Source organism: Salinicola corii, from assembly GCF_008298015.1.
In the GTDB taxonomy this organism is placed as follows: domain Bacteria; phylum Pseudomonadota; class Gammaproteobacteria; order Pseudomonadales; family Halomonadaceae; genus Salinicola; species Salinicola corii.
In genome coordinates, this window is record NZ_VTPX01000003.1 from 390,702 (window position 1) to 408,280 (window position 17,579).

Consider the following 17,579-nt stretch of genomic DNA (forward strand, 5'->3'; position numbering starts at 1 on the left):
CGACCGTCGAACGGCCGCCCTTTTTTCCGCCAACCTCGCCGGATAGATCATGCCCACCGAGACTCGCCCTCTGACTGACCTGGCCAATCACACGGATTTCATTCAGCGTCACAATGGCCCGAATCCTCTCGATGTCATCGAGATGCTCAAAGTGCTCGACATGCCATCGCTGGAGACGCTGATCGACCGCACCATTCCCAAGGGAATCCGACTCGACGGCGAACTGGATCTGGACGGTCCGCGCGGCGAATCGGAGGCGTTGGATTATCTGCGGGGTCTGGCTCGCCAGAACAAGGTTTTCAAGAGTTACATCGGTCAGGGGTACCACCCAACGCACCTGCCTGCCGTCATTCAGCGCAACGTGTTGGAAAATCCCGGTTGGTACACGGCCTATACGCCGTACCAGCCCGAGATTGCCCAAGGTCGCCTGGAGGGGCTGCTCAATTTCCAGCAGATGGTGATGGATCTGACCGGCATGGCGATCGCCAACGCATCGCTACTCGATGAGGCCACGGCGGCGGCGGAAGCCATGGCGCTCTGCCGGCGCGCCAACAAGAAGCAGAAGAGTCAGCGTTTCTTCGTCTCCGACAGCGTGCTGCCCCAGACCCTGGACGTGCTCCGCACCCGGGCGGCCTACCTCGGGTTCGAACTGGTCGTGGCACCCGCGAGCCAGCTGGCACAGGAGGACGTCTTCGGTGCGCTGCTGCAGTACCCCGGTGTCGACGGTGAGGTCGGCGATATCGAAAACATTGTCGCCGAGGCGCGCTCGCGCCAGATAATGACTTGTGTCGCGGCGGATCTGATGAGCCTGGTCATGCTGAAGGAGCCCGGCGCCATGGGCGTGGACATCGTGCTGGGCAACTCACAGCGTTTCGGTGTTCCGATGGGCTATGGCGGCCCGCACGCGGCGTTCTTCGCCACCAGCGAAGCCCTCAAGCGCTCCCTGCCCGGCCGGGTGATCGGCGTTTCCAAGGATAGCCGCGGACGCCCGGCGCTGCGCATGGCGATGCAGACCCGCGAGCAACACATCCGTCGCGAGAAGGCGACCTCCAACATTTGCACCGCGCAGGCGCTACTGGCGAATATCGCCGGCTTCTATGCGACCTATCATGGTGCCGAGGGGCTGCGGACCATAGCCGGCCGCATTCATCGCCTCACGACCCTGCTCGCGCTGAGCCTGAAGCAGCATGGGGTCGCGCTCAAGCACGACAGTTGGTTCGACACGCTGACGTTGTCCGGTGTCGACAGCCACCGGATCCAGGGCCGCGCGTTGACGCGCGAGATCAACCTGCGCTATCCCGCCGACGGGGAAGTCGGGGTGAGTCTCAACGAGACCACCACCGCCGCCGACCTGGCGGAACTGCTCGATGTGCTGATCGGCGAGGAACACGGTCTCTCCATCAGCGAGCTAGATCATCAGGCCGTCGAGCAGAGCGCTGGCGGAATTCCCGCCGCCTATCGTCGCCATAGCGACTTTCTGCAGCATCCCAACTTCCAGCGTTTCCGCAGCGAAACCGAGATGCTGCGCTATCTCAAGCGCCTGGAAAATCGCGATCTCTCGTTGACCCATGCGATGATTCCGCTGGGTTCCTGCACCATGAAGCTGAACGCCACCAGCGAGATGATACCGATCACCTGGCCCGAGTTTGCCAACATCCATCCTTTCGCTCCCGCGGCGCAAGCGACCGGCTACCGTCAGATGATCACCGAGCTGAGCGACTTCCTGATCGAGATCACCGGCTACGACGGCATATCGATGCAGCCGAACTCCGGCGCCCAGGGCGAATACGCGGGCCTGGTCGCGATCCGGCGGTATCAGGCCGCCGTGAGCGAGGGCCACCGCGATATCTGCCTGATCCCAAGCTCCGCTCATGGCACCAACCCTGCCTCCGCGGCCATGGCCCAGATGAAAGTGGTCGTCGTCAAATGCGACCGCGATGGCAACATCGACATGACGGACCTAGAAGCCAAGGCTGAGAAGCACAGCGCCAATCTGTCGGCGATCATGCTGACCTACCCATCGACCCACGGCGTATTCGAGGAGAACATTCGTGACGCCTGCCGAATCGTCCACGACAACGGCGGGCAGGTCTACATCGACGGGGCCAACATGAACGCCCAGGTCGGGCTCTGCCGTCCCGGTGACTACGGCGGGGACGTCTCGCACCTCAACCTGCACAAGACGTTCTGCATTCCTCATGGCGGCGGCGGCCCCGGCATGGGTCCGATCGGCGTCAAGGCACACCTGGCGCCCCACCTGCCCAATCATGTCATGACCCCGCAGGAAGGCATCGAGACGGGTTCCAGCGCGGTGTCGGCGGCAGCCTTCGGCAGCGCCTCGATCCTGCCGATCTCATGGGCCTACATCAAGATGATGGGGGCTCGCGGCCTGCGCGAAGCGACCGAGCTGGCCATTCTCAATGCCAACTACATCGCCAAACGCCTGGAAACGCACTACCCGGTTCTCTACCAGGGTGCCAACGGCACGGTGGCACACGAGTGCATTCTCGATATGCGACCGCTCAAGGCCGCCTCCGGCATCAGCGAGGAAGACATTGCCAAGCGCCTGATGGACTACGGCTTCCACGCGCCGACGATGTCGTTCCCGGTGGCGGGTACGCTGATGGTGGAACCCACCGAATCCGAGTCGCGCTATGAGATCGATCGCTTCTGCGATGCCATGATCGCGATTCGTGAAGAGATCGCCAGGGTCGAATCCGGCGAATGGCCGAAGGACGCCAACCCTCTGGTATTGGCACCGCACACCATGGCGGACGTGACCGAGGAGAACTGGAACCGTCCCTACTCCCGGGAACGGGCGGCGTTCCCGACCGACGCCGTGCGCGAAGCCAAATATTGGCCGGCGGTCAATCGGGTCGACAACGTCTTCGGTGACCGCAACCTGATCTGCAGCTGCCCACCGATCGAGGCCTATCGAGAGGCTCTCTGAAGCGTAGAGAGGACCCGACGACAACGGCCGCTCGATGAGCGGCCGTTGTCGTTGCGGAATGAACGGCAGTGTCTAGGGTCTGTTCCCGTTTCGTCGCAAGCCACGTTGCTGTGAAAAATCTCGCCAGGCTAGGCGGAGGACGCAGGGAATGGTTGTTCCCTTGCCAAGTCCTCCAACAACGCATGGCGAGATTTTTCGCGCAACCCGAAGGGCCGGGCCCGTTTTAGCGCGATGCTGCGTTTCTCGATGGCTCATTTAGCCCACTAAACTTCGCATCTCGTGCCTTGCCTCGCGCTAAAACGGGCTCCGGCGCGGCCGCGAACGAAACGGGAACAGACCCTAGTTCGGTTCCAGGGCGGGCAGTTCACTATAGCCATAAAGCGAATTGAGCCGCTGCTGACGAAAGGACTCCAGCAACTGGCGGTAACGCTTGGGCAGTTCGACGTCCGTTCGCGATACCAGATGCAACGTCTCATAGACCGGTTTCAACAGCGTGACCTCCTTGACCTGGCGCTGCCATGGGGAGGTTTCCAGCACCGGGCGCGACACCACCGTGAAACCCAGCCCCCTGGCCACCGCGTCCAGAACCTGCCCCACTTCATTGGTGAACCCCTGGCGCGGGAAATGGCTCATGCTGCGGAACTCGCTGCCGAAGTTGCTCTTCAGCAGAAGACTCGCGTTGGTGTTGCCATCGTTGTAGTTGACGAACCCCAGCGCGAGCAGTTCACTGAGACTGGTGCCGGCGAAATCAGCCGGTACCACCAGGCACAGGGGCTCCTGGTGCCAGGCTTCGTAACTCAAGTCGGGATGCTTGCTGACTTCGGTCACGATGCCGACGTCGTAACGACCTGCGACCACGTCCTGCGCAATCTCGTGATTGAACGCGAAACTGTAGTTGACCGTCAGTCCCGGGTGCATCTGTTGATATCCCAGCAGAAAAGGATAGAACATCAGTCCGACGCTACCGGGAGACGCAATGCGACACTCGCCGCTGTCCGGCGAATCATCATCCAGCGAATGACGAAAATGCTCATGTTCGGCGAAGAGCTTCACCGCGTAGTCGTAGGCCCGGCGTCCGGCGTCGGTCAACGAGAAACGGCGGCCATGTCGATTGAGCAGCGAGCGGCCGAGATACTCCTCGAGCTTGCGTACATGCTGGCTGACACCCGGCTGGGTCATGTCCAGCTTGCCCGCGGTCTGAGTGAAGCTGCCCGTCTCGACGAGCATCATGTAGGTGCGAAAATACTGGGCATTGAACATGGAAACGCGGATCACTCACGCTGTACGCAATTAAAGCGCCTCGACTCAATGGCCTAAGCCTGCCGAAAGTCGATAACGCCTCGTTGTCGCCTATGGACTTTCCAATCATAACAATTTATGGCCGAACTCGCACTGTCACGCCCGAGAAAAGCGCGGCCCGAGTCTCTTCTTCCCCCTCGGTTTCAGGTCGTGACACACCGCCGAAACCTGGACACAACGACAACGAACCCGCCCCACCTTGTTCCCGCCCCGCGATAGGCGCCAGCGCCTATGTTAGCATTGCCGGGCTCTCACTCAGGATTGAAGAACGCTATGTCTGATCCCTTTGCGCAGCGCGCCAAGGCCGTGCAACAAACGCTACTCGCGATGGAACAGAGCGCCGATGACAGCGAGCTTTTCGCGCTCGGCTACATGATTCCCCAAATCGGCCTGGTGCAGGAGATGGCCGAGTACGATCCAGCCGATGTCGAAGCGGAAGACTTCGACGCCACCTATTGGCAGTGGCTGGAGAGCACCTTCGCTCAGGACAACATGAGCGAAGCCGATCGCGAACAGATCGCAGGACTCTGGCAAACCGCCGCCGCAAGAGCCGAACATTGAATCACCGAACCTATTTGCACGAGGATGCCGTCCATGCCTGAGACGCTATCGACCATCGTCTCCCCCGAGGGCAGTCTCGAGGTGCTCTCTCAATCCGAAGTCAATCGACTCAGGGACACCTCCACCAGCGGCCTTCACGATCTCCTGCGTCGCTGCGCACTGGCCATATTGAATTGCGACACGCCCACCGACGATGGCCTGGCAGTGATGGAGGCCTACAAGGACTTCGACATCGAGGTTCTGCAGCAGGATCGCGGCATCCGGCTCAAGCTCTCCAATGCGCCGGCCTGCGCGTTCGTCGACGGTCGCATGATTCGAGGCGTGCGCGAGCAGCTATCCGCCGTGCTGCGTGACATCGTCTACGTCTATAACGAAATCCAGAACACCCCCAAGTTCGACCTGGAGACCAATGAGGGCGCCACCAACGCCGTATTCCACATCCTGCGCAATGCCAGCACTCTGCGTACGGCGCAGGAGCCAAGCATGGTGGTCTGCTGGGGAGGACACTCGATCACCCGCGAGGAGTACGACTATACCAAGGGCGTGGGTTATCACATGGGGCTGCGCGGCCTGGACATTTGTACCGGCTGCGGCCCTGGCGCCATGAAAGGGCCCATGAAGGGGGCCAATCTGGCCCACGCCAAACAGCGCCGCCATGGCAGCCGGTATCTGGGGATCTCCGAACCCGGCATCATCGCCGCCGAGTCTCCCAACCCGATCGTCAACGAACTGGTGATCATGCCGGACATCGAAAAACGTCTGGAGGCGTTCGTCCGCATCGGGCACGGCATCGTGGTGTTCCCCGGTGGCGTGGGGACAGCGGAAGAGATTCTCTACCTGCTGGGGATCCTGATGCACCCCGACAACCGCGACATTCCCTTTCCGGTCATTTTCACCGGCCCGGAGAGTGCCCGGGACTACTTCCAGCGCATCGACGAGTTCCTGTGCTACACCCTGGGAGAGCAGGTCCGTCGCCACTATCGCATCGTCGTGGACGACCCGATCACCGTTTCCCGCCTGATGCGTGACGGCATCCAGGAGGTTGCGGAGTTTCGACGCGAGCAGAACGACGCCTTCTACTTCAACTGGCGGCTCAATATAGAACGCGGGTTCCAGCAGCCGTTCGAGCCGACTCACGAAGCCATGGCCGCGCTGGCCCTGCACCACGATCAGCCGAACCACCAGCTCGCCGCCAATCTGCGCCGGGCGTTCTCGGGCATCGTCGCTGGCAATGTCAAGGAGCCGGGGGTTCGCGCCATTGCCGCACGCGGCCCCTTCCGCCTGCATGCCGAGCCCGAGCTGATGGCTCGCCTGGACTCGCTGTTGACGTCATTCGTCGCCCAGGGCCGCATGAAGCTGCCCGGCAGCGAATACGTGCCGTGCTACACCCTGGGTTAGGCTATCGTTGTCGACTCCCGGGACCACGCTCATGAAGGCGTCGACGCCCCGCCAGTAAAGCGCCTCAAGCACTCTATCGAGCCGGAATGAAGGCATCGAAACGAACAAGGCGGGCTGTCGGTGGCCCGCCTTTTCGGTGCTGGAGGCACCGATACGACGGCCGAACGCGGCGGTGGGTTCAAACCATACAAGACGGGAAAAAACAGGCAGAACTCGGCCGGGGCTAGCGTCGGCGTCGCCAGATACGTAGCACCACATGTATCAGCAACCCCAGGGCCGCGCCCTGCGAGACGACCACCGCCCAATGCTCGGCCGCCGCGCTAGTCCAGTGCCAGGCCGCGATCAGCAACCCACCCACGGCGAGACAGACGATCAGGTGCCCCACGGCCCCGCGGCAGCGGTGACGCTCGGCCGCCGCCATCAGATACCACAACCCAATCAACGCGACGGTGATCGCGGCAGCCAGGATCGCCAGCAGCAACAGTCGAGTCGTGTCATGCAGAAACCAGTAGCGCGGCAGCGACACGAGCATCACCACCCAAAGTCCGAGCAGCGTGCTCCAGCGCGTGGCGGTCAGCGCCCGCGGCGCCGCCGGTCCCTGCGCCGTCACCCCCTCAACCCCTGCGATGTCAGCCACTCCTCCACCCACGGCAGCGCGGCGTCATCCGCCATGAACGTCTCCATGGCATCGATCTCGAGACGCTCTCCCAACCGCTTTCCCCCCAGATCGGCGAGAACCTCGTCGAGCGCCCGGCCGGAGCCGCAGAAGGTGTCGCCGTAGGAGCTGTCGCCCAGGGCGATCAGACCGTATCGCAGAGCCGCGAGGCTTGGCGATCGGGTCTTCAGCTCACGGACAAATGGCACGAAATCGCCAGGGAAGTCACCGCTGCCCGTGGTGGATACACAGAACAGTGCCAGGTCAGGCATGTCATCGGTCAGGTCTTCCAGCGAAGGCTGCTCGACGATAGCGACGTCATAACCGGACTGTTCGAACAGAGGTGAAACCTGCTCGGCGACATCGAGCGCACCACCGTAAACGGTACCGACAAAAATCTTCAGCTTGGACATAACACTCAGTCGACAGTTGATTTGCGCGGGAGCTTAGCACACACCGGCAGCGGGGCTCACGCGCCGGAAATGAAAACGCGATCGTCTGCCGGCAAGCTGCTGGCAGACGATCGCGACAACCCAGGACGAACTCGGTGGCTTACTCTTCTCGTGACTTACTCTTCCTGCAACTCACCGTCGAAGCTTTCGACTCTGGCCTTGAGCTTCTGACCGGGACGGAAGGTCACGACCCGCCGTGCGGAGATGGGGATTTCCTCGCCGGTCTTGGGATTGCGCCCAGGTCTCTCCCGCTTGTCTCTCAGGTCGAAATTGCCGAACCCAGACAGCTTGACCTGTTCATTCTCGCGCAGACATCCGCGAATTTCCTCGAAGAACGTCTCTACCATGTACTTGGCTTCTCTCTTGGAGAAGCCAAGTTCGGTGTGAAGATGCTCCGCAAGCTCAGCTTTCGTCAGCGCTCCCATGATCGCTCCCTTCGCGCAGGATGACAGATCAACTCCGCAGCCTGGCACCGAAGCGAGCTTGCGCCGCCTGCACCACGTCTGCGATTAACTGATTGATTTCCTCGTCATTGAGAGTGCGCGAAGGATGCTGCCAGGTCAAGCCCAGGGCAATGCTCTTGGTGCCTTCCTCGACGCCGGCACCCTGGTAAACGTCGAACAGTTGCCATCGAGTCAACCACTCGCCAGCCTGGGCACGAATCGCCTCGACCAGCGGTGTGACGCCGACGCTCTCCTCTACCAGGAAGGCCAGATCCCTACGAACTTCCGGATGTCGTGACAACGGCTTGAACTTTGGTATGACGCCACGTGTCAAGGCTGCCTGCTCGACCTCGAAAACATACACGTCAGGCTTGATATCGAGTTGCGAACGTATATGGGGATGAAGCGCGCCCAGCCAACCGACGGGGACACCGTTCCGCTCGAGACGGGCAGAACGTCCCGGATGAAGAGCGGGATGCGACGCCGAAACGAACCTCCACTCTTCCAGGCATCCACTCATCGTCATCAAACTCTCGAGATCCCCTTTCAGATCGAAGAAATCGACGCCCTCGCGACTGACAGACCAACCTTCCGCACTACGCGGCCCACAGATCAAACCACCGAACATCGGCGTTTGGGTCAAGTCCTCCAGCGGCCCCTGAAACACCAACCCGGTCTCGAATAGCCTGACACGCTGCTGCTGACGGTTGAGGTTGTGGGTGAGCGCCTTGATCAATCCAGGGAGTAGACTGTGACGCATGACGGACATGTCGCTGGAGATCGGATTCGCCAACACGGGAGAAACACCGCCCGGTACGATGAGAGACTGAAGTTCGGGCGACACGAAGCTATAAGTCACGGCTTCTTGATAGCCTCTCGATACCATATGACGGCGAAGGCGCCTCAGCGGCTGAGTCGCCTCATCGTCGGCCGCCAGTTCCAGACGGGCCTCGGGTTGCGTGGCGGGCAGCCGGTTGTAACCATGAATGCGCGCCAGCTCCTCGATCAGGTCCTCCTCGATCGATACATCGAAGCGCCAGCCAGGCACCTGCACATGCCAGGTCTGCCCCGACACCGAACTGGTCATGCCGAGCGAGCGAAAGATGCGCTGAATCTCCTCGTCCGCCAGGCGCACGCCGAGGCACGAGGTCAAACGGTCACGACGCAGCTCGACACTTCCCCGATGCGGTAGAGTGGCAGGATTTCTCACTTCGGTGATGGGCCCGGGCGCGCCTCCGACGATCGCGCACATCAGTTCGGTCGCCCGCTCCATTGCCGTTCGGGTGATATCCGGGTCTACCCCCCTTTCGAAACGGTGCGAGGCATCGGTGTGCAGTCCGAAATCCCGTGCCTTGCCGGCAACGGCCAGGGGCGAAAAGAAGGCAGCCTCTAGAAACAGATGACGCGTCCGAGGCGTGACACCGGTGGATTCGCCTCCCATCACCCCCGCAATCGCCAGCGGGCCATTGCGATCGGCAATCACCAGCGTGGCGTCGTCCAGCGCCACCTCCTGCCCGTCCAGCAAGGTCAGGCGCTCGCCAGCGACAGCGCGACGGACCTCGATTCCACCTTCCAGCGAGTCGAGATCGAAGGCATGCATGGGCTGGCCAAGCTCTAGCATGACGTAATTGGTCACATCGACCGCCGGGTCGATGCTACGGATGCCACTGCGCCGAAGGCGTTCGCGCATCCACAAGGGAGTCTTCGCCGTGACATCGACATCGCGAATGACCCGCCCGAGATAGCGCGGGCAACCTTCGCCATCGCGAACGCTGACCGGGAACTGGGCGTTGTTACGTGCCACGACGGTGGAGACGGTCGGCTCGCTGACCTTGGCGCCGGTGACGCTACCCACCTCGCGCGCAATTCCGCGCAGGCTGAGGCAGTCGCCGCGGTTGGGCGTCAGGTCGACCTCGATGGTGTGGTCATCGAGACCCAGCCAGGCACGAAAATCCTGCCCGGTGGGTGCGTCCGACGGCAGAACGTAGATACCCTCCGAACGCCCCTCTTCCAATCCGAGCTCGGAGGCCGAGCAAATCATGCCGCACGACTCCACCCCACGCAGCTTGGCTCTCTTGATCTTGAAGTCGTCGGGCAGCACGGCGCCCACTCGCGCGAACGGAACCCGCTGGCCCACATCCACGTTGGGCGCGCCGCACACCACTTGCACTGGCGCCCCCGAACCATCGTCGACCTGACAGACGTTGAGCTTGTCCGCGTCGGGATGTGACGACTTGGCAGTCACCGTTGCCACCACCACGCCATGGAAGACCGCGGCGACAGGCTCGACAGCGTCGACCTCGAGCCCCGCCATGGTGATCGCATCGGCCAGGGCCTGCGTTTCCAGCGCCGGTGATACCCACTCGCGCAGCCACGCTTCGGAAAACTTCATCTTGACACTCCTTGACTGGGCGGTGGACTCAATTGAACTGACTCAAAAAACGCAGGTCGTTGTCGAAGAACAGCCTGAGGTCGTTCACGCCATAGCGCAGCATTGCCAAACGTTCGACCCCCATTCCGAAAGCGAAGCCGGTATAACGTTCCGGGTCGACACCCGAGTGACGGAACACCGCCGGGTGCACCATGCCGCACCCCATGACCTCGAGCCAACCGCTCTGGGAGCACACGCGGCAGCCCTCGCCCCGGCACATCACGCACTGGATATCGACTTCGGCAGACGGCTCGGTAAAGGGGAAATAGGAGGGCCGAAACCGCACTTCCAAATCATCTCGCTCGAAGAACGCGTGCAGAAAGTCGGCAATCGTCCCCTTGAGATCGGCAAAGCTGACGCCCTCGTCGACCAGCAACCCTTCTACCTGATGGAACATCGGCGTGTGCGTCAGATCGGAGTCACTACGGTAGACACGACCCGGGCACACGATGCGAATCGGCGGTTCCTGGGACTGCATCGTGCGCACTTGAACCGGCGAAGTATGGGTTCGAAGAAGGCGTGTCGCATCGAAATAGAAGGTGTCCGCCATGCCTCGTGCGGGATGGTGGGCTGGGATGTTGAGCGCTTCGAAATTATGAAAATCGTCTTCGATTTCCGGTCCAACCGCAACCTCGAAGCCGATATGCTGAAACAGCGACTCGATGCGCTCCAGCGTTCTGGTCACGGGATGCAGCCCGCCGTTGGCTTCACCTCGTCCAGGAAGCGTGACATCGATGCGCTCGGCCTCGAGTTGCGCCTGCAGCGCCAACTCATCGATCACCTGTTTGCGATGGTCCAGCTCCTTTTGCAAGGCCTGCTTGGCTTCGTTGATGCGCTCACCCGCCGCCGGGCGCTCTTCGGCGGAGAGCCGACCCAGCCCTTTCAGCAAAGCGGTGATCTCGCCTTTCTTGCCCAGAAAACGCACGCGCACCTGGTCAAGGGATTGGGCGTCTTCGGCCGCGGCGATAGCCGCTCTCGCCTCGTTGACCAGGGCAGGAAGATGATCCATCCGTCGAGCTCCGCTTATCTTTCGGCATGTAGCGCCGCCAATCGTGGACAGCGCTTCAACACGGTATAAAAAAACAGGGGAAGAGCAGCTGCCCTTCCCCTGGATCGGTCATACGACGTATTGCCCGCCAAGGGCAAGACATGACCCGCTTATGCAGCTTTGGCTTTCTCGACGAGTGCCGCAAAGGCCGCTTTCTCGTGAACTGCCAGATCAGCCAGCACCTTACGGTCGATCTCGATGCCGGCTTTCTTCAGGCCCGCCACGAAACGACTGTAGGACATGCCATTGATACGAGCCGCCGCATTGATGCGCGTGATCCACAGAGCGCGGAACTGACGCTTGCGCTGGCGACGGTCGCGATACGCGTACTGGCCGGCTTTAATAACGGCCTGCTTGGCTACGCGGAAGACGCGCGAGCGCGCTCCATAGTAACCCTTGGCCTGCTTCATGATCTTCTTGTGACGACGACGTGCGACGACACCACGCTTGACGCGAGACATAGTACTCTCCTGACGTTAAAGACTGACGACCAAGTGCTACAGGTTTGGCAGCATGCGGGTGACGAGCTGCTTGTCGGCAGCGTGTACCTGCTTCATGCCGCGCAACTGACGCTTACGCTTGGTAGACTTCTTGGTCAGGATGTGACTACGAAAAGACTGTTTGTGCTTGAAGCCGTTACCAGTCTTCTTGAAGCGCTTGGCAGCGCCACTGTTGCTCTTGATTTTCGGCATGGGAAAAACTCCACTCCGTTTTATTGAGAAAACCCGAGGCCGGACGTGAGGAGCTTGTACTCGTCACGTCCCGTTCGACTTGCCCGCGGATCACTTCTTCTTGGGCGCAAGAATCATGATCATCTGCCGGCCTTCCATCTTGGGGAAGGACTCGACAGCCGCCAGCTCTTCCAGATCGGCGGCAATCCGTTCCATCAGTCGACGACCAATATCCTGGTGTGCCATTTCACGACCCCGGAAACGCAGCGTGACCTTGCCCTTGTCGCCGCCTTCGAGGAACCGTATCAGGTTTTTCAACTTCACCTGATAGTCACCCTCGTCCGTGCCAGGCCGGAATTTGACTTCCTTGACCTGGATCTGTTTGGTTTTCTTCTTCTGAGCAGACTTCTGCTTTTTCTGCTCGAAGAGGAACTTGCCGTAGTCCATGATTTTACAGACGATGGGATCGGCATTGGAAATCTGAACGAGATCCATTCCGGCTTCCTCGGCGCGTTCCAACGCCTCTTGCATGGGAACGACTCCCACCTGCTCGCCCTCGGCATCGATAAGGCGAACTTCGTCTGCACGAATACGGTCATTGATGGGCGCGCGCTTTTCCTGAGGGCGCCCGCGCTGATTATTACGCTTGATCGTTAGATCTCCGTTTGGCGATTAACGTTGCTGCTCAGTGCCCATCCGGCCGGTCGTCTCGCTGAAGCTGCGCCAATAGCGCATCGACAGGTAGCGACCCCAGATCCTCACCGGACCGAGTACGCACTGCAACGGCACCCGATTCGACTTCCTTATCGCCAACAACCAGCAGATAAGGAATCTTCTGCAGCGTATGCTCGCGGATTTTAAAGCCGATCTTCTCATTCCTCAAGTCCGACTCGACGCGGAAACCTGCTTCACGCAAGCGCTTAGCAAGGTTTTCGGCGTAATCACGCTGAGCATCCGTGATATTGAGCACGACAGCCTGGACCGGAGACAGCCACAAAGGCAAGGCTCCGGCATAATGTTCGATCAAAATACCGACAAAACGCTCCATCGAACCGACGATGGCACGATGCAACATGACAGGCACCTGACGCGAGCCATCTTCGGCGACATACTGAGCCCCGAGACGACTGGGCATCATGAAATCAACCTGCATGGTCCCGACCTGCCACTCACGCCCCAGGCAGTCCTTCATGTGGTATTCGATCTTCGGACCGTAGAATGCCCCTTCGCCAGGCAACTCCTGCCACTCCACGTCGCAGTTACCCAGCGCCGCACGGAGCGCATCCTCCGCACGATCCCACGTCTCGTCGCTTCCGAGACGCTTGTCGGGCCGCAGCGCGATCTTGACGGCGATATCCTCGAAGCCGAAGTCGCCGTAGACCTCGAGCGCCTGCCGATGGAACGCCGTCACCTCGGACTCGATCTGCCCCTCGGTACAAAAAACATGACCGTCATCCTGGGTGAATGCCCGAACCCGCATGATACCGTGTAAGGCCCCCGAAGGCTCGTTCCGATGGCACCCACCGAACTCGCCATAGCGAATCGGCAACTCACGGTAGCTGCGCAAGCCTGAATTGAAAACCTGGACATGCCCCGGGCAATTCATCGGCTTGAGTGCGTACTCGCGCTTTTCCGACTCGGTAAAGAACATGTTATCGGCATAGTTGTCCCAGTGGCCCGACTTCTTCCACAGCGACACGTCCATGATCTGGGGACACTTGATTTCTTGATATCCGCTGCGCTTGTAGACCCCTCGCATGTACTGCTCGACGACCTGCCATAGCGTCCAGCCACGAGGGTGCCAGAAGACCATACCTGGCGCCTCCTCCTGCATGTGGAAGAAGTCGAAGCGCCGAGCCAGCTTGCGGTGATCGCGCTTCTCTGCTTCTTCCAGGCGCGTCAGATAGGCCTTTAGCGCCTTTTTGTCGCCCCAGGCCGTGCCGTAGATTCTCGTCAACATGGGCTTCGATGCATCGCCACGCCAATAGGCTCCAGCCAACTTGGTCAGCTTGAACGCTTTGAGATGGCGAGTGTTCGGCACGTGGGGACCGCGACACATATCGATATATTCCTGATGGTGATAGAGACGAATCGTCTCTTGTTCAGGAATGCCCTCGACGATCTCCTGCTTGTACGGCTCGTCTCTCGAAACAAAGACCGACAACGCTTCAGAGCGATCGACATACTCCCGGACGACATCGTACTCCTGCTCGATGAGCACCTTCATCCGAGCCTCGATGGCCTCCAGATCCTCAGAGGAGAGCGACGCCGCGAAATCGATATCATAATAGAAACCGTCATCGATCACCGGACCGATAGCCATCTTGGCATCCGGATACAACTGTTTGACCGCATGCCCCAGCAGGTGGGCGCACGAGTGACGAATGATCGACAGCCCCTCTTCATCGCGGGCGGTCAGAATCGCCACCTCGGCGTCACGGTCGATGACGTCGGCAGCGTCGACTTCAATGCCATCGATCTTTCCCGCAATGCATGCTTTGGCCAGTCCCGAACCAATGGATTCGGCCAGTTGCATCACGGTAACGGGTTCTTCAAAAGTTCTTTGACTGCCATCGGGCAGTGTCACAATGGGCATCAAAACATCCTTACGCTCAGTGGTGGTCCACACCAAAGACCACATGAACTCGCTCGATCAACAGAGCGCCCCTCTTGCGACAGACTTGCATACGGGCAAGCCGACCGATACGCGAGGAGCGTGGCTTCACACCGCCTGTAGGCGGTCATGGGGAGAGGTAGACTATCAGCGAGCAGGTCTCTTTACCATCCGCAGGCGCCGAGAGCTCCCCGGAGCGGCAGTTTTTGAAGCGTGCAAACAATGAGGGCGCCCGAAGGCGCCCTCATATTCACGTCAACAGCGTGTCGGGATGAAACTTACTCCCACTCACCCAACTCGACGCGACGGTTCTGAGCACGACCTTCAGCGGTATCGTTGCTGGCGATCGGCTGCTCTTCACCGTAACCGATAGTGGTGATGTTATCGGCGGAGAAGCCTTTGTTGACCAGATAAGACTTCACGGAGTCGGCACGACGCTGTGACAGCTCCTTGTTGTAGGCCGCGGGACCGACAGAGTCGGTGTGGCCTTCAAGGCGAATGCGCAGCTTGTCGTTGGCCATCAGCTTCTCGGAGATACCGTCCAGAATCTCTTCGGCACTGGAAGTCAACTTGGCCGAGTCGAACTCGAAGTTGACGTCACGCAGAACGAGATCTTCCTGGCAGCCCAGAGAGTTGACTTCTGCACCGGCCGGTGTGTTCGGGCACTGGTCCTGATAGTCCGGCACGCCGTCACCATCGGAATCCAGCGGGCAACCCTGGGCGTTGACTTCGACGCCAGCCGGCGTTCCCGGGCACTGGTCCATATAGTCCGGCACACCGTCACCGTCGGTGTCGAGCGGGCAGCCAACGGCATCGACTGCTACGCCAGCCGGTGTGTTCGGGCACTGATCCCGGTCATCTGGCACACCGTCGCCATCGCTATCCATGACGTTGGAAGAATAGTCGGCACAAAGCAGCGCGCCGGCCGTTGCGCCAGCAACGCCACCGATCGCAGAAGCGCTATCTTCGTTGGAATCGCCGCTTGTCGCGTAACCAATCCCGCCACCGACCAAGCCGCCGGCAATACCGCAGACAAACGGGGACTGATACCAAGCCTGGTCTGACGAGCTACCAGTGGATTCCATACCGGAACTGGCACAACCAGAGAGACCGACTACCAGAGCGGAACCCAGTAGCAGGCCAGTCGTTGATTTTTTCATGTAAGACTCCTTCTTAACACAGCGCTAGTCGTAACGGGCGTTACCCAGCGGCTTCGAGTATAGAAGCCGAATTCGTCAAGAGAAAGGTGTTCCTTCCCTAACGACAAAGAAATCTCTCGGCGACCGTCATTCACGTCGACTTGAGCAGCGGCCAATGTTCCCATTGTCCCTTTTCTTTGCAGCTCCGTAACAGCATTATCGATTCCAGCCCGAGATGCAAACCCGTGTCGGGAAACACTGTTCTTTTTTAGCATCATTTCCCAGATTGGCAAAGTGGATTAGCGAAAACTTCGCTTTTTAATCCCTATCCTTTCGCATGAAGGAGGCACTGCACGCTTCTGTCACTTCGCGCCGAAACCGCATGACAGGTATTGGTGACGGAAGGCCCCGCCTTCAGTGTGCGACGCGAGAACCCCCGCACTCCCCCCGCTCGAGGCAGAAAGCCTGTAGTGCTGCTGCCGCAAGGTACAGACTGCGCTCGTACCTGCCCGCAATGGCTTCACGTTCTCTATCCTCTCGATAGCGCTCTCTCGGCGAAAGTTCGCGACGAGCCTGATGCGTATGCAGATGCCCGGCTTCGGCCTGAACCTCGCGAAACACTTTCCAAGTATCCTGCTCCGTCAAGCGATAGTCGATAATATCGAGCAGCACTTTACAGCGTAGCGCCCCCTCCACCATGTCCACCTGACGCTCGAGCATGGCCTGCGACAAGGCATGCAGGCTCTCTATGCAATTTTGATTGGCACGCGCGACCTCGTCCTCCCGGAACGCTTTTCGCCGCTCGACCTCACGCCAAAGTCGCCAAGCGTAAATGGAAAGCGCAACGATGACGAGAATGGCCAGGAGCGAGAGCACCACCGCAACAGACAATGACATAAGAGTGAAAGCCGCCTTCTGATGATATTTGCCATGGAGGTTTCCGGGACGTCGACTCCACGACGCTGCCGTGGCGGCACCCCAGGGTTGCAAATCAGTCCGTCCAGACATCCCGCCACGCACCGCTCAAGGAGGCGCAGGCCACGAAGGCGGGATTCAGCAAGCTGTCACCGGTATTGTAACGCAACGCTTTCCAGGACTCGCAGTCGACGAGATGCCCGCCAGCGCCCTCCAGAACAGCCTGCGCCGCGGCAGTGTCCCATTCGCTGGTTGGGCCGAACCTAGGATAGAGATCGGCAAGACCTTCCGCTACCCGGCAGCATTTGAGCGAACTGCCTAACTCCTCGACCTCGACATCGCCCAGAGACTCGATCAGACGGCGAGTGGTCGCACCTCGATGAAATCGGCTGACGACGATACGCAAAGGCCTATGAGAGCGGACTTGCAGAGCCTCCCAGTCCCCATCGCCACTCGACTGGTACCAGGCTCCCCGGGCCGGCTCCCCGATCCATACCTCGCCAGTGCGAGGCTTCTCGATCACCCCCAGAACGGGAAGATTTCGGTCGATCAGGGCCACATTGACGGTGTATTGATCCGAGCCCCGAATGAACTCCTTGGTACCATCCAACGGATCGACCAGCCAGTAGGTCGACCACAGCCGACGTTCCGACCACGGAATGGAAGCCGACTCCTCGGAAAGGATAGGCCAGTCGCGAGAACCAATCGACGCCAGCCCCCGAACGAGGACCCGATGAGCGGCCAGGTCCGCGGCCGTGACCGGGCTGTCATCCACCTTCTGCTGCGTATCGAGAGCACCATGCCCGATAACCTCGATGGCGGCCCCGGCTTCCCGGGACAAGGCAACGAGAGGAGCGATCAAAGATTGCAGCGATACATTCATGAGTCGGCTCTTCTGATGAAGGAAGTCGATTGGCGATCCGGAGCGCCCGATCGTCGTTGCCAAAGCGGAGAGTCATTATCACGCGTCATCGATCTAGACTAAAGACTAAGATCAGGCGGT

Annotated in this window: 16 protein-coding genes; 3 read left to right on the forward strand and 13 right to left on the reverse strand. The window is 60.2% G+C overall.

Translation table 11 applies throughout. The annotated features are described in order from the left end of the window. Positions 1-49: 49 nt before the first annotated feature. Entirely contained in the window at positions 50-2,950 is a 2,901-nt protein-coding gene (gene gcvP, locus F0A16_RS08320) for an aminomethyl-transferring glycine dehydrogenase (RefSeq protein WP_149434906.1), read from the forward strand. A 339-nt stretch (positions 2,951-3,289) separates the two neighbouring features. On the opposite strand, the gene F0A16_RS08325 is transcribed toward gcvP, so the two are convergent. Beyond that, complete coding sequence (locus F0A16_RS08325) at positions 3,290-4,210, reverse strand: LysR family transcriptional regulator (RefSeq protein WP_149434907.1); 921 nt, start codon at positions 4,208-4,210, stop codon at positions 3,290-3,292. A 312-nt stretch (positions 4,211-4,522) separates the two neighbouring features. Here F0A16_RS08325 and F0A16_RS08330 point away from each other — a divergent pair, with 312 nt between their 5' ends. Together F0A16_RS08330 and ppnN are read left to right on the forward strand one after the other, a co-directional pair. Next, complete coding sequence (locus F0A16_RS08330) at positions 4,523-4,810, forward strand: YfcL family protein (protein WP_187775944.1); 288 nt, start codon at positions 4,523-4,525, stop codon at positions 4,808-4,810. Positions 4,811-4,843: 33 nt separating this feature from the next. Beyond that, on the forward strand, positions 4,844-6,208 hold the full coding sequence (ppnN, locus tag F0A16_RS08335; RefSeq protein WP_149434909.1) for a nucleotide 5'-monophosphate nucleosidase PpnN: 1,365 nt from the start codon (positions 4,844-4,846) through the stop codon (positions 6,206-6,208). 223 nt (positions 6,209-6,431) lie between these two features. On the opposite strand, the gene F0A16_RS08340 is transcribed toward ppnN, so the two are convergent. From F0A16_RS08340 to cysQ, 12 genes are all read right to left on the reverse strand, one after another. Continuing rightward, on the reverse strand, positions 6,432-6,818 hold the full coding sequence (locus tag F0A16_RS08340; RefSeq protein WP_187775945.1) for a hypothetical protein: 387 nt from the start codon (positions 6,816-6,818) through the stop codon (positions 6,432-6,434). Next, positions 6,815-7,276 (reverse strand): flavodoxin domain-containing protein, encoded by a 462-nt coding sequence (locus F0A16_RS08345; RefSeq protein ID WP_149434911.1) that lies wholly within the window; start codon positions 7,274-7,276, stop codon positions 6,815-6,817. The genes F0A16_RS08340 and F0A16_RS08345 overlap by 4 nt, the downstream gene beginning before the upstream one ends. A 155-nt stretch (positions 7,277-7,431) precedes the next feature. Continuing rightward, on the reverse strand, positions 7,432-7,740 hold the full coding sequence (gene ihfA, locus F0A16_RS08350; protein ID WP_110599554.1) for an integration host factor subunit alpha: 309 nt from the start codon (positions 7,738-7,740) through the stop codon (positions 7,432-7,434). A 28-nt stretch (positions 7,741-7,768) separates the two neighbouring features. Next, positions 7,769-10,150, reverse strand: a complete 2,382-nt coding sequence (gene pheT, locus F0A16_RS08355) for a phenylalanine--tRNA ligase subunit beta (protein WP_149434912.1) — start codon at positions 10,148-10,150, stop codon at positions 7,769-7,771. Positions 10,151-10,178: 28 nt separating this feature from the next. Beyond that, positions 10,179-11,198 (reverse strand): phenylalanine--tRNA ligase subunit alpha, encoded by a 1,020-nt coding sequence (pheS, locus tag F0A16_RS08360; protein WP_149434913.1) that lies wholly within the window; start codon positions 11,196-11,198, stop codon positions 10,179-10,181. A 149-nt stretch (positions 11,199-11,347) separates the two neighbouring features. Continuing rightward, positions 11,348-11,698, reverse strand: coding sequence for a 50S ribosomal protein L20 (gene rplT / locus F0A16_RS08365; RefSeq protein WP_149434914.1), 351 nt, complete (start codon positions 11,696-11,698; stop codon positions 11,348-11,350). Positions 11,699-11,734: 36 nt separating this feature from the next. Next, complete coding sequence (rpmI, locus tag F0A16_RS08370; RefSeq protein ID WP_071230088.1) at positions 11,735-11,929, reverse strand: 50S ribosomal protein L35; 195 nt, start codon at positions 11,927-11,929, stop codon at positions 11,735-11,737. Positions 11,930-12,019: 90 nt separating this feature from the next. Beyond that, positions 12,020-12,559 (reverse strand): translation initiation factor IF-3, encoded by a 540-nt coding sequence (gene infC, locus F0A16_RS08375; RefSeq protein ID WP_083387150.1) that lies wholly within the window; start codon positions 12,557-12,559, stop codon positions 12,020-12,022. Positions 12,560-12,593: 34 nt separating this feature from the next. Then, positions 12,594-14,504, reverse strand: coding sequence for a threonine--tRNA ligase (gene thrS / locus F0A16_RS08380; protein ID WP_149434915.1), 1,911 nt, complete (start codon positions 14,502-14,504; stop codon positions 12,594-12,596). Positions 14,505-14,800: 296 nt separating this feature from the next. Next, positions 14,801-15,682 carry an OmpA family protein gene (locus F0A16_RS08385; protein ID WP_149434916.1) on the reverse strand — a complete coding sequence of 294 codons (882 nt, stop codon included), beginning with the start codon at positions 15,680-15,682 and terminating at the stop codon, positions 14,801-14,803. A gap of 393 nt (positions 15,683-16,075) precedes the next feature. After that, a complete protein-coding gene (locus tag F0A16_RS08390; protein ID WP_187775946.1) occupies positions 16,076-16,558 on the reverse strand; it encodes a DUF2489 domain-containing protein in 483 nt (160 codons plus the stop codon). Positions 16,559-16,652: 94 nt separating this feature from the next. Next, positions 16,653-17,459: a 3'(2'),5'-bisphosphate nucleotidase CysQ gene (gene cysQ, locus F0A16_RS08395; RefSeq protein WP_149434918.1), complete on the reverse strand. Its 807-nt coding sequence runs from the start codon at positions 17,457-17,459 to the stop codon at positions 16,653-16,655. Between the last annotated feature and the right edge of the window lie 120 nt (positions 17,460-17,579).

Coding starts and splice junctions, on each gene's coding strand:
- gcvP (WP_149434906.1), top strand. CDS start 50: ATGCCCACCGAGACTCGCCCTCTGACTGACCTGGCCAATCACACGGAT.
- F0A16_RS08325 (WP_149434907.1), bottom strand. CDS start 4,210: ATGTTCAATGCCCAGTATTTTCGCACCTACATGATGCTCGTCGAGACG.
- F0A16_RS08330 (WP_187775944.1), top strand. CDS start 4,523: ATGTCTGATCCCTTTGCGCAGCGCGCCAAGGCCGTGCAACAAACGCTA.
- ppnN (WP_149434909.1), top strand. CDS start 4,844: ATGCCTGAGACGCTATCGACCATCGTCTCCCCCGAGGGCAGTCTCGAG.
- F0A16_RS08345 (WP_149434911.1), bottom strand. CDS start 7,276: ATGTCCAAGCTGAAGATTTTTGTCGGTACCGTTTACGGTGGTGCGCTC.
- ihfA (WP_110599554.1), bottom strand. CDS start 7,740: ATGGGAGCGCTGACGAAAGCTGAGCTTGCGGAGCATCTTCACACCGAA.
- pheT (WP_149434912.1), bottom strand. CDS start 10,150: ATGAAGTTTTCCGAAGCGTGGCTGCGCGAGTGGGTATCACCGGCGCTG.
- pheS (WP_149434913.1), bottom strand. CDS start 11,198: ATGGATCATCTTCCTGCCCTGGTCAACGAGGCGAGAGCGGCTATCGCC.
- rplT (WP_149434914.1), bottom strand. CDS start 11,698: ATGTCTCGCGTCAAGCGTGGTGTCGTCGCACGTCGTCGTCACAAGAAG.
- rpmI (WP_071230088.1), bottom strand. CDS start 11,929: ATGCCGAAAATCAAGAGCAACAGTGGCGCTGCCAAGCGCTTCAAGAAG.
- thrS (WP_149434915.1), bottom strand. CDS start 14,504: ATGCCCATTGTGACACTGCCCGATGGCAGTCAAAGAACTTTTGAAGAA.
- F0A16_RS08385 (WP_149434916.1), bottom strand. CDS start 15,682: ATGAAAAAATCAACGACTGGCCTGCTACTGGGTTCCGCTCTGGTAGTC.
- F0A16_RS08390 (WP_187775946.1), bottom strand. CDS start 16,558: ATGTCATTGTCTGTTGCGGTGGTGCTCTCGCTCCTGGCCATTCTCGTC.
- cysQ (WP_149434918.1), bottom strand. CDS start 17,459: ATGAATGTATCGCTGCAATCTTTGATCGCTCCTCTCGTTGCCTTGTCC.